Annotated in this window: 13 protein-coding genes and 1 tRNA gene; 9 read left to right on the forward strand and 5 right to left on the reverse strand. The window is 61.5% G+C overall.

Annotated features, from left to right (window positions below; translation table 11 throughout):
- Position 1: 1 nt before the first annotated feature.
- Together Q7C30_RS01055 and gabP are read right to left on the reverse strand one after the other, a co-directional pair.
- The gene (locus Q7C30_RS01055) at positions 2 to 136 is read right to left on the reverse strand and encodes a hypothetical protein (protein ID WP_275898074.1); all 135 of its coding nucleotides are present in this window, start codon (positions 134 to 136) and stop codon (positions 2 to 4) included.
- Between the two features lie 154 nt (positions 137 to 290).
- A complete protein-coding gene (gabP, locus tag Q7C30_RS01060) occupies positions 291 to 1,679 on the reverse strand; it encodes a GABA permease (RefSeq protein WP_029612667.1) in 1,389 nt (462 codons plus the stop codon).
- Between the two features lie 616 nt (positions 1,680 to 2,295).
- Here gabP and Q7C30_RS01065 point away from each other — a divergent pair.
- The 7 genes from Q7C30_RS01065 (at position 2,296) to Q7C30_RS01095 (ending at position 7,410) form a co-directional block, all read left to right on the forward strand.
- The gene (locus Q7C30_RS01065) at positions 2,296 to 3,069 is read left to right on the forward strand and encodes an ABC transporter ATP-binding protein (RefSeq protein ID WP_039582666.1); all 774 of its coding nucleotides are present in this window, start codon (positions 2,296 to 2,298) and stop codon (positions 3,067 to 3,069) included.
- 11 nt (positions 3,070 to 3,080) lie between these two features.
- The gene (locus tag Q7C30_RS01070) at positions 3,081 to 3,836 is read left to right on the forward strand and encodes an ABC transporter substrate-binding protein (RefSeq protein ID WP_029612669.1); all 756 of its coding nucleotides are present in this window, start codon (positions 3,081 to 3,083) and stop codon (positions 3,834 to 3,836) included.
- 57 nt (positions 3,837 to 3,893) lie between these two features.
- Positions 3,894 to 4,589, forward strand: a complete 696-nt coding sequence (locus tag Q7C30_RS01075) for an ABC transporter permease subunit (protein ID WP_317870331.1) — start codon at positions 3,894 to 3,896, stop codon at positions 4,587 to 4,589.
- Entirely contained in the window at positions 4,586 to 5,275 is a 690-nt protein-coding gene (locus Q7C30_RS01080; RefSeq protein WP_029612671.1) for an ABC transporter permease, read from the forward strand. The genes Q7C30_RS01075 and Q7C30_RS01080 overlap by 4 nt, the downstream gene beginning before the upstream one ends.
- Positions 5,276 to 5,338: 63 nt before the next feature.
- Positions 5,339 to 6,556, forward strand: a complete 1,218-nt coding sequence (locus Q7C30_RS01085) for a methyltransferase (protein WP_317870333.1) — start codon at positions 5,339 to 5,341, stop codon at positions 6,554 to 6,556.
- Between the two features lie 411 nt (positions 6,557 to 6,967).
- Positions 6,968 to 7,237, forward strand: coding sequence for a hypothetical protein (locus Q7C30_RS01090; RefSeq protein ID WP_116887385.1), 270 nt, complete (start codon positions 6,968 to 6,970; stop codon positions 7,235 to 7,237).
- Between the two features lie 97 nt (positions 7,238 to 7,334).
- Positions 7,335 to 7,410: transfer RNA gene (locus Q7C30_RS01095), tRNA-Thr, on the forward strand.
- A 46-nt stretch (positions 7,411 to 7,456) separates the two neighbouring features.
- On the opposite strand, the gene Q7C30_RS01100 is transcribed toward Q7C30_RS01095, so the two are convergent.
- Genes Q7C30_RS01100 through Q7C30_RS01110 form a run of 3 tightly spaced genes read right to left on the reverse strand, consistent with a single transcriptional unit; the run spans position 7,457 to position 9,361 of the window.
- A complete protein-coding gene (locus Q7C30_RS01100) occupies positions 7,457 to 8,083 on the reverse strand; it encodes a hypothetical protein (protein ID WP_317870334.1) in 627 nt (208 codons plus the stop codon).
- Complete coding sequence (locus Q7C30_RS01105) at positions 8,076 to 9,122, reverse strand: tyrosine-type recombinase/integrase (protein WP_317870335.1); 1,047 nt, start codon at positions 9,120 to 9,122, stop codon at positions 8,076 to 8,078. Before Q7C30_RS01105 ends, Q7C30_RS01100 begins: the two co-directional genes overlap by 8 nt.
- Before the next feature lie 2 nt (positions 9,123 to 9,124).
- The gene (locus tag Q7C30_RS01110; protein WP_317870336.1) at positions 9,125 to 9,361 is read right to left on the reverse strand and encodes a helix-turn-helix transcriptional regulator; all 237 of its coding nucleotides are present in this window, start codon (positions 9,359 to 9,361) and stop codon (positions 9,125 to 9,127) included.
- 92 nt (positions 9,362 to 9,453) lie between these two features.
- On the opposite strand from Q7C30_RS01110, the gene Q7C30_RS01115 reads away from it, so the two are divergent.
- Together Q7C30_RS01115 and Q7C30_RS01120 are read left to right on the forward strand one after the other, a co-directional pair.
- Positions 9,454 to 9,672 (forward strand): hypothetical protein, encoded by a 219-nt coding sequence (locus tag Q7C30_RS01115; protein ID WP_317870337.1) that lies wholly within the window; start codon positions 9,454 to 9,456, stop codon positions 9,670 to 9,672.
- A gap of 9 nt (positions 9,673 to 9,681) precedes the next feature.
- Positions 9,682 to 10,533 (forward strand): toprim domain-containing protein (locus Q7C30_RS01120; protein ID WP_317870338.1); only part of this gene is annotated, 852 nt, incomplete at its 3' end.

A 10,533-nucleotide genomic window follows, 5' to 3' on the forward strand; every position in this document is an offset into this window, starting at 1 on the left:
GTTACTCGACGATGCAGATCCAGCGGTGGTTGCAGCGGTACGGCGCGCGGGTGAAGGCGATATCGACCAGGCGTTTCAGGCCGCGTCGCTTGAGCGCCTGGGTCAGTTCGGCAAGTGTTTCTGCTTCGATAGTCATGCGGTTACCTCGTCAGATTACTGCGTACCTAATTCTTGACCGAGGGGACAAATCAGGGATTCATTTTTTTACCAGGCCGATTCGACCGCTGATCCGATAAACGCAAAAGGCCGCATCCTTCAGAGGATGCGGCCTTTTCGATGCAGATGCCGACTCAGTTATCCAGCACGGCTCGTCCGGCGACGCCGCGCTTGCGATGCACCAGCAGCCCGGTGATCACCACGGCGATGCTCAACAGCGCCGTGGCGATGATCTCGATGCGGTGGTCTTCGCGCAGGGCCATCACGCCCAATACGGCGACGATGAACGCGATGGTGGCCCAGGTCAGCCCCGGGAACAGCCACATCTTGAACGAGATTTTCTCACCCCGCGCCTCACGCTGGGCACGCATGCGCAACTGCGACACGGCGATCACCAGGTACACCAGCAGGGCGATGGCGCCAGAGCTGGCCAGCAGGAACTCGAATACCTCGGCCGGTGCGAGGAAGTTGGCGAACACGCACAGGAACGCAGCCGCGGTGGACAGCAGCACGGCCCAGTGCGGGGTGCCCGCGCGGGTGGTGCGCTGGGCGACGGCAGGGGCGTCGCCACGCTTGCTCAGCGAGAACAGCATGCGCGAAGAGGTGTACAGCGCCGAGTTCAAGCAACTGGTGACCGCGATCAGCACGACGATGTCGACGATCAGCTTGGCATTGGGCACGCCGATCAGGCTCAGCACGGTCTGGTAGGAGCCCTTCTCGGCCAGGGCCGGATCGTTCCACGGCACCATGGCCACCACCAGGAAGATCGACACCAGGTAGAACAGGCAGATCCGCCAGATCACCGAGTTGGTGGCGCGGCTGATCTGCTTGCCCGGATCCTTGGATTCGGCGGCAGCGATGGTGACGATTTCGGTGCCCATGAACGAGAACATGGTGGTCAACATGGCCGCCAGCACCGCGCCCAGGCCGTTAGGCATGAAGCCCTGGGTGTCGAACAGGTGGCTGACACCGCTGACCTGACTGCCCGGCACCAGGCCGAACATGGCCGCGCAGCCGACCACGATGAAGGCGATGATGGCCAGCACCTTGAGCAGGGCGAACCAGAACTCGAACTCGCCGTAGTTCTTCACGCTGAACAGGTTGGTGACGGTGAGCGCCAGGGTGATGATCAACGAGAAGGCCCACAGATCGACGGCCGGGAACCAGGCATGCAGGATCGCCGCAGCGGCGTTGGCTTCCAGCGGAATCACCAGCACCCAGAACCACCAGTACAGCCAGCCGATGGTGAACCCGGCCCAGCGCCCGATGGCGCGGTCGGCGTAGGTGGAGAACGAACCTGTGTCGGGCGACGCGACCGCCATCTCGCCGAGCATGCGCATCACCAGCACCACCAAGGTGCCCGCTGCGGCATAGGCCAGCAGTACGGCAGGGCCGGCAGCGGCGATGGCATGGCCGGAGCCGACGAACAGGCCGGCGCCGATCACGCCGGCAATGGAGAGCATGGTGACATGCCGTTGTTTGAGCCCCTGAGCGAGGTCATTGGAATTGTGCTTACCGCTCATAAAACTACCTTTGTAAGGAGTGGACCACCCGATTACTGGAACGAAGCGCGCCAAGGGTTGATTTAGACGGCTTGGCAATCGGCGTCTTGCTGCTGGCAATAACTGCGCCAGCGGTGCAGGTCATGCACATGAATCTTCGCGCTACCGCGATTGACGTGGCTTTGCCGCCCTTCGGCCAAGCAATGACCGAAGGGTCGTCGAACCTGTCCCCGCAGTGTGCATTACTGAAATACTCACTTACAAACGCACCAAAGGTAGTCCTTAGTAACACCGTCGCACCAAAAAGGCGCATCCAAGGTGCAACCCTCAGGCGCAACCCAACTCCATCCGAAAAAGCTCACTCAAGAGCCTGCGATCCACCCTCGAAGCAAAAAGCCTTTCCTCGCAAAACCAAAACTGGCACCATCGCGCCTTTTTTCATCAAGGCTCCGGCGCCGAGCGCAACGCGTTGCGGACATCCGCGCGACGTTGCACTGCAGCGATGCGACAAACTGTCCCGCCAGCGACCCGAGTCCCCTGCGTCCCGGTTGGCCGCCCCGACCCGCTATGCTAGCGTTGCGCACGCCAGGAAGGCCGCCAACAGCTGGGAACGCACCCGATCACATGAGGACCGCACATGGCCCAGGCCACGCCCGCGCTGGAAATCCGCAACCTGCACAAACGCTACGGCGACCAGGAAATTCTCAAGGGCATTTCGCTGACCGCGCGCGATGGTGACGTGATCTCGATCCTCGGATCGTCCGGCTCCGGCAAGTCCACCCTGCTGCGCTGCATCAACCTGCTGGAGAACCCGCACCAGGGCGAAATACTGGTGGCCGGCGAAGCGCTCAAGCTCAAGGCTGATAAAACCGGTGAGCTGATCGCCGCCGACAACCGGCAGATCAACCGCCTGCGCAGCGAAATCGGCTTCGTCTTCCAGAATTTCAACCTGTGGCCGCACATGTCGATCCTCGACAACATCATCGAGGCGCCACGCCGCGTGCTCGGCCAGAGCAAGGCCGAAGCCGTGCAGGCCGCCGAGGCGCTGCTGGAGAAGGTCGGCATCTTCGACAAGCGCCACAGCTACCCGGCGCAGCTGTCCGGTGGTCAGCAGCAGCGCGCCGCCATCGCCCGTACCCTGGCCATGCAGCCGAAGGTCATCCTGTTCGATGAGCCCACCTCGGCGCTCGATCCGGAAATGGTCCAGGAAGTGCTTAACGTTATCCGCGCACTGGCCGAAGAAGGCCGTACCATGCTGCTGGTAACGCACGAGATGAACTTTGCCCGCCAGGTGTCCAGCGAAGTGGTGTTTCTGCACCAGGGCCTGGTGGAAGAGCAGGGATCGCCGCAGCAGGTCTTCGAGAACCCGACCTCGGCGCGTTGCAAGCAATTCATGTCCAGCCACCGCTAACGGAGCAACACATGCAGACCTACAAGAAATTCCTCCTGGCCGCGGCCGCCACGCTGGTGATGTCGGCCAATGCCCTGGCTGCGGAAAAACTGCGCATGGGTATCGAAGCGGCCTACCCGCCGTTCAACAATAAGGATGCCAGCGGCAACGTCGTCGGCTTCGACAAGGACATCGGCGACGCCCTGTGCGCCAAGATGAAGGTCGAATGCTCGGTCGTCACCTCCGACTGGGACGGCATCATCCCCGCCCTGAACGCCAAGAAGTTCGACTTCCTGGTGTCGTCGCTGTCGATCACCGACGAGCGCAAGCAGGCGGTGGACTTCACCAACCCGTACTACTCCAACAAGCTGCAGTTCATCGCGCCGAAGAATGTCGACTTCAAGACCGACAAAGACTCGCTCAAGGGCAAGATCATCGGCACCCAGCGCGCCACCCTGGCGGGCACCTGGCTGGAAGACACCTACGGCAGCGACATCACCATCAAGCTGTACGACACCCAGGAAAACGCCTACCTCGACCTGACCTCGGGCCGCGTCGACGCCATCCTCGCCGACAAGTACGTGCAGTACGACTGGCTGAAGAGCCCGGAAGGCCAGAACTACGAGTTCAAGGGCGAACCGGTGGTCGACAGCGACAAGATCGGCATCGCCGTGCGCAAGGGCGATACCAAGCTGCGCGACGAGCTGAACAAGGCCCTGGCCGAAATCAAGGCCGACGGCACGTACAAGAAGATCAACGAAAAGTACTTCCCGTTCAGCATCGAATGATTCACCCCGACCGGCACCGCCTGAGCGCGGTGCCCGTCCCTTGAATGCACCCTGCCCATGAATATCGATCTGCACGGATTCGGTCCGGCCATGATGGCCGGCACCCTGATGACCGTAAAACTGGCGCTCTGTGCCCTGCTGCTGGGGCTGGTCCTCGGCCTGCTCGGCGCCTTGGCCAAGACCTCCCCGTTCAAGCCCTTGCAGTGGCTGGGCGGCACCTACTCGACCCTGGTTCGCGGCGTGCCCGAGCTGCTGTGGGTCCTGTTGATCTATTTCGGCACCGTCGGGCTGATGAACAGCCTCGGCGAGGCCCTGAACATGCCGGGCCTGGAACTCAGCGCCTTTGCCGCCGGGGTGATCGCCCTGGGGCTGTGCTTCGGCGCCTATGCCACGGAAGTGTTCCGCGGCGCCATCCTGGCGATTCCCAAAGGCCATCGCGAAGCGGGCCTGGCGCTGGGACTGTCCAAAGGCCGCATCCTGTCGCGCATCATCCTGCCGCAGATGTGGCGCGTGGCCCTGCCGGGGCTGGGCAACCTGTTCATGATCCTGATGAAGGACACCGCGCTGGTGTCGGTGATCGGCCTGGAAGAAATCATGCGTCACGCGCAGATCGGCGTGACCGTGACCAAGGAGCCGTTCACCTTCTACGCCGTGGCCGCATGCATCTACCTGTGCCTGACCATCGTCGCCATGATCGGCATGCATTTCCTTGAACAACGCGCCGCTCGCGGCTTCGCGAGGGCTGCGCAATGAACTGGGAAGTGATCATCAAGTGGCTGCCGCGCCTGGCCCAGGGCGCCACGCTCACCCTCGAACTGCTGGCCATCGCCGTCATCGCCGGACTGATCCTGGCCATCCCGCTGGGCATCGCCCGCACCTCGCGCCATTGGTACGTGCGCGCCCTGCCCTACGGCTACATCTTCTTCTTCCGTGGCACGCCGCTGCTGGTGCAACTGTTCCTGGTGTACTACGGCCTGGCGCAGTTCGACGTGGTGCGCAGCAGTTCGCTGTGGCCGTACCTGCGCGATCCGTTCTGGTGCACGGTGCTGACCATGACCCTGCACACCGCCGCCTACATCGCCGAGATCCTGCGCGGCGCCTTGCAGGCCATCCCGAAAGGTGAAATCGAAGCCGCTCGGGCGCTGGGCATGTCACGCGGCAAGGCGCTGGTCTACATCATGCTGCCGCGCGCCGCCCGTATCGGCCTGCCGGCCTACAGCAACGAAGTGATCCTGATGCTCAAGGCCAGCGCCCTGGCCAGCACCGTGACCCTGCTGGAACTGACCGGCATGGCCCGCACGATCATCGCCCGCACCTACCTGCCGGTGGAGATCTTCTTCGCCGCCGGGGTGTTCTACCTGCTGATCTCGTTCGTGCTGGTGCAAGGCTTCAAGCTGCTCGAGCGCTGGCTGCGCGTCGATGCCTGCCAAGGGCGCTGACCCCCTTCGCGGGTGAGTCGCCCCGGCGATCCACCCGCGCCCTTCCCTCACCGACGCCCCGTCATGCCTCAGCCCACCTTCCTGCGCCCCGAACAACTGAGCACGCGCTTCCAGGCCCTGGACCTGTTCCTGCGCCAGCACGAACACCTCTGGAAACCCCGCCCGTTCACCGTCCTGCACCTGCCATGGGAATCCCAGCACCCGGAGCTGGCCCAGTGGCTGCGCACCCGCACACTGGATGACGCCGAAGCCGCGCAGCAGCACCCCGAGCGACTGCCCGCCCCCGCGCCCTTCCCGCAACTGGCCCACGAGGTCGTGCAGTTATCCGCCCTCGGCGAACTGCCGCGCAGCGAGCTGCACGCGCCCGGTCACCGCCTGGACGTCCACGTGCCCGGCCGCAAATGGCAGCAGATCGAAGCCTTCGGCAGCCACCTCAGCTTCGACCAGCCCGCCCAGCACTGGCTCGACTGGTGCGCAGGCAAAGGCCACCTGGGCCGACGCCTGCTGCAACCCGGCCAGCACCTCACCTGCCTGGAGTACGACCCGGCGCTGGTGACGGCGGGCCAGACACTCAGCGATCACCACCGACTCGCGGCCCAGCATGTGCAGCAAGACGTACTGGCCCCCGGCAGCGCCGACCATCTGCACCCGGACAGCAGCGTGGTGGCCCTGCACGCCTGCGGCGACCTGCACATGCACCTGCTGCAACTGGCCAGCGCCCAAGGCTGCCGCCAGATCGCCGTGGCCCCGTGCTGCTACAACCGCATCCAGGCCCCGCAGTATCAACCGCTGTCCCTCGCCGCCCAGGCCTCCCCGCTGCACCTGAGCCTCGACGACCTCGGCCTGCCCCTGAGCGAAACCGTCACCTCCGGCGCCCGCGCCCGTCGCCAGCGCGACCGCTCCATGGCCCGGCGCCTGGGCTTCGACCTGCTGCAGCGTCAGCAACGCCAGACCGACGACTACCTGCCGACCCCCTCCCTGCCCACGGCCTGGCTGGAAAAATCCTTCGAAACCTACTGCCGCGACCTCGCCGCCCTGCGCGACGTGCCGCTGACCGGCAACCCCGACTGGACCGCCCTGCAAGCCGCAGGCTGGCAACGCCTGGCCGAAGTGCGCAACCTCGAAGCGCTGCGCAACCTCTTCCGCCGCCCACTGGAACTCTGGCTGGTGCTCGACCGCGCGTTGTTCCTGCAAGAACAAGGCTACGACGTCAGACTCGGCGTTTTCTGCGACTACCCCCTGACGCCCCGCAATCTGCTCCTGTTAGGCGAACGAAAATAGCGGAGCAACCTGTGGATAAGTCTGTGAACAAGCTTTTGATGAATCTCTCCGTTCATCTCTAGCCCGCGACGTTTTGCCTCTTTGCTTATTCCACATCGCTGATCTAACACCAGCAAAAACAGGCCTTTGCGCAAAGACCAACGGACTGACATCAATCCTTGCCTTTCCCCCAAGCTGTGCTTCGCGCTTGTGCATAAGCCCCGCGCCTGCCGCTCACGACACCACCCCACACGCCGCGAAAAAGCTGCACAGCAGCCCCCGCCAGCTCAGCCCACCCCCCGAGTCAAACAAGAACCCCATCACACCCACCACACCTCACCCTACCCACTGCCCCACGCAACCCGTTAAAATCCCGCCCGCGCCCACCCACCGGCAATACCCACCCGCGCATCCGCCCACCCGGATAGCTTGATGAACGGATCTCGACTCGTGAAACAGACCACGCCCCTCACCTTCCTGGCCCTCGCCCTGGCCCTCGGCGGCTGCACGCCCAACAGCGCCTCCACCCCGAAAACCGCCAACCTTGGCTGGGAAACCCCCGCCATGCAGCTCGGCGGCGACCGCGGCCTGCCCCTGCAAGCAGACGCCCCGTGCCGCAAGCGCGGCTGCGACAATCACAAGCTGTTTTTCAACCCGGCCGAACCCGAGCCGAACGTCACCAGCATCCATCGCGGCTGGTAGGATTTTCTTCTTTCGCGGCGGTGACTTAGGTGATTGCGAGCGAATTGCAAGGAAGTGGTTTACAGCAGCCCGGCGATCGCTATAATGACGCCCCTGTGCCGGTATAGCTCAGATGGTAGAGCAACTGACTTGTAATCAGTAGGTCCCGGGTTCGATTCCTGGTGCCGGCACCACCTTCAAAGCCCCGCAATGCGGGGCTTTCATCTTTCTAGGCCTCGATCAGTGGCTCTTTCCAGCGGTTGCAGTGTCCACATTTTGTCCACACCGCCATGGGAATCTCCACCATGGCTTCTTCTGGGCCATCAGTACTTTGGCAATGTCCATCGCTTCCTCCAGGATGTCAGCGGCCTCCTCATAATCTTTTGGATCATTGCTACCCTCGAAGAGGATCCCGCCTTCGGACACGTCCTGCAAAACGCCTTGCAATAGCTGATGAAATCTCACAATAAGTTTGGCCTCAGTGCCGCTCAACCCTCCCAGTCGGCTCAGATTCGCCCTGTAAATTAGGTTGAAGTCGGAGGCACGAATAGAATTTTGATAGATTTCGCCCCTCTGCTGCTGGATTATTCCTTCGGGGCTACGAAAGTGCCTCGCATCCTCCCGAAAACCTTCCAAATATTTACGCTTCATACATAGATCGTGTAGAGCTTCGACTTCAGCAAGCACCGCTGCTCTGACACTTTTCTTCTCAGTCCGTGTTGAAGTTAGTTGGCCTACGACGATCCCGCCCATGCCCATAAAGCCCGATAGTAGTGCCACGCCCCATGTAGCTAGATCACTTTTCGTTCCAAAATTTTCGCCAGCCACCTGCCAAACTACTGTGCACCACTCGACCGAATTACCCATTTTGAGATTCCAGTAGCTTCACCAAAGGATTTAACGAAACAACTTCAAGCAAGTGGCCTGGGCTGAAATGAGCGTAGCGCATTGTCATGGCCAGTGATGAATGACCTAAAACTCGTTGCAGCGTCAGAATGTCACCACCGTTAGCCATGTAGTGACTTGCAAAGGTGTGACGCAAGACATGCGTCATCTGCCCGTCTGGCAGATCGAGGCCGGCGGCCTCGACAGCTTCCGCAAACCTCTTGTAGCAATCACCAAACGGAAGGTTGGCTCTCACCAGCTCCTGTAACTCCTTACTGATCGGTACCGTTCGGTTCTTGGAGTTCTTAGTACGATGGTAGTGGATCCGACGGTCTTTTACTTGGCGCGCTGTTAGCCCCTCCGCTTCAGACCACCGCGCACCAGTCGCTAGACATATACGAGCGACTACGCCGGCGCTGGCTGAGATTCCATCTAGAGCATTGAGCAGGGGCTGGATCTGGCCAGCCTCTAAATACGCCATCTCCGGCTCGTCGAACTTCAAACGCCGGACCTTCGCCAGCGGATTATCGCCCTTCCATTCTCCTAGGCGGTCCAGCTCGTTGAACACAGCACTCAGGTAGGCCAGTTCATGGTTCAGCGTATTCGCACTTACAGGCTTGGCCTTCTGCCCCTTCTTCATACCGTTGCCCGGCGTGCTCCGGCCATGGTCGCCGGCCAGACGCTCGGCCCGGTACTGCGTGAAGTTGGAAGCTGAAAAGTCCGTGGCCCGCGGATCTCCCATTCTCTCGGCCATGGCCTGCAGGGCCCGCTGACGTTCCTCTCCACGCTTCAGCGTCTGGCCGTGCAGCTTGAACCAGAGGTCCACCAGTTCGCTGAGGCGGCGATCGTCCCGCTTGGGCTTCTTCTCGAACTCGCCTCGAGCACCATCTCCCATCAGCAGCCGTTCGGCATGCATCGCTTCGTTCTTGGACTTCAGCTTGCGGCGGACACGTGGGCCATTACGACCTTCAGGTCGGCAGTCCAGGAGCCATTCTCCCGTAGGGAGTTTCTTGATCGACATGATCAGACAGGGCTGACTTGGCCCGATTCGGGGGCAGTCTGCTCGTTCATCAGCCAAAGCGTGTACTTAGCAAACTTGGGGTGGTTCGTGACCTTCGACAGGGTGTTGAACCCCATTTCGAACATCCCGACTTCGTATTTCTTGTAGGTGCTAAGGCTGATCCCCAGCAGCTCGCAGAACTCAGCCTGCGTCACTCCTTCCTTCGCCCGAATTGCTTTCAGCTTCGCAGCCAACTCCATTGCACACCCCTCTTGACAAGTTCCTATATAGGCCCCACCATGGATCCCATATAGGAACTTTGATCCCCAATATACGGCGAGAGGTTAACAGAATGCAGATCACCATCGACACGCCCTACGTCACCGTTGGCGAGTACGCCAAACGTTCTGGACAGTCGGACTCAGCCATCCGCCGCGAGATTGAGCTAGGCCGTTACATCATTCGCCCCAAGGTCGAGGGCTCCAAGTCAGCGGTGCTTATCAATATGGTTCACCTCGCGTTGGAAGCGGCCGAGCAAGCAGAACGCATTCGTGTTGAAGCCAAGCGGTAAGGGTCGAACATGAGCGCACGCATCAACCCGGAGCACTTTGACCGCATCTACGTCGAGGACGTTATCCCCGCCCTCGAGCACGATCCGGAGCTGGGCTTTCAGGCCAAGGACGAGACGAAGGAATACCTGAACAAGGGCGTGTGCCCGAGTTGCGGTAAACGCTCTGTGTTCGTCAAGAAAGAGAAGCCGTATCAGCTCAAGTGCAACAGGCTGAACAACTGTGGGTATGAGGAACGGACACGCGATCGCTACCAGCACCTGTTCGAGAATCTCAGCGAACGCTTTCCATCGACGCCAGAAAACCCCACCGCCACTGCCGATGCCTACTTGAGCCGTGCCCGCGGCTTCGACATCAGCAAGATGAAGGACTGGTACACCCAGGGCCGTCGGCAAATGAAGCCATCCGGTGTATGGGCCGACACCGTCCGCTTCCCGCTCTGTGACGGGTATTGGGAGCGGATCATTGATGCGCGTGCCATCGCCGGAAATGAGGACCAGAAAGCCGGTATCAAAGCTGGCATGCGCTACACCAACGCCGGTTGGGTACCGCCTGGCCAGACGATCGAAAAGCACGACCGTGTGTACATCGTAGAAGGCATCTTCCACGCCATTGCGCTGCACCTGGCTGGTTTCAAAACGATCGCAGCGATCAGCTGTGTGAACTTCCCCTGGGACATTGTCGAGGCCAATGCGGGCAAGCTCGTTACCTGGGTGATAGCCCTGGACGACGATAAGGCAGGCCGCACCTACATCCGCAAGCACCTTAAAGAGCTGCGTTCCAGGAAGGAAATCGGCTGGGTCGCTCTGGCTGGGAAGCTGGACTGGGACGACGTCTACAGAGACGGCAAGCTCGATCAGCTG

Origin of the sequence: Pseudomonas sp. RAC1 (assembly GCF_030658255.1) — a bacterium.
Classification (GTDB): domain Bacteria; phylum Pseudomonadota; class Gammaproteobacteria; order Pseudomonadales; family Pseudomonadaceae; genus Aquipseudomonas; species Aquipseudomonas boreofloridensis.

Coding starts and splice junctions, on each gene's coding strand:
- Q7C30_RS01055 (WP_275898074.1), bottom strand. CDS start 136: ATGACTATCGAAGCAGAAACACTTGCCGAACTGACCCAGGCGCTCAAG.
- gabP (WP_029612667.1), bottom strand. CDS start 1,679: ATGAGCGGTAAGCACAATTCCAATGACCTCGCTCAGGGGCTCAAACAA.
- Q7C30_RS01065 (WP_039582666.1), top strand. CDS start 2,296: ATGGCCCAGGCCACGCCCGCGCTGGAAATCCGCAACCTGCACAAACGC.
- Q7C30_RS01070 (WP_029612669.1), top strand. CDS start 3,081: ATGCAGACCTACAAGAAATTCCTCCTGGCCGCGGCCGCCACGCTGGTG.
- Q7C30_RS01075 (WP_317870331.1), top strand. CDS start 3,894: ATGAATATCGATCTGCACGGATTCGGTCCGGCCATGATGGCCGGCACC.
- Q7C30_RS01080 (WP_029612671.1), top strand. CDS start 4,586: ATGAACTGGGAAGTGATCATCAAGTGGCTGCCGCGCCTGGCCCAGGGC.
- Q7C30_RS01085 (WP_317870333.1), top strand. CDS start 5,339: ATGCCTCAGCCCACCTTCCTGCGCCCCGAACAACTGAGCACGCGCTTC.
- Q7C30_RS01090 (WP_116887385.1), top strand. CDS start 6,968: ATGAACGGATCTCGACTCGTGAAACAGACCACGCCCCTCACCTTCCTG.
- Q7C30_RS01100 (WP_317870334.1), bottom strand. CDS start 8,083: ATGGGTAATTCGGTCGAGTGGTGCACAGTAGTTTGGCAGGTGGCTGGC.
- Q7C30_RS01105 (WP_317870335.1), bottom strand. CDS start 9,122: ATGTCGATCAAGAAACTCCCTACGGGAGAATGGCTCCTGGACTGCCGA.
- Q7C30_RS01110 (WP_317870336.1), bottom strand. CDS start 9,361: ATGGAGTTGGCTGCGAAGCTGAAAGCAATTCGGGCGAAGGAAGGAGTG.
- Q7C30_RS01115 (WP_317870337.1), top strand. CDS start 9,454: ATGCAGATCACCATCGACACGCCCTACGTCACCGTTGGCGAGTACGCC.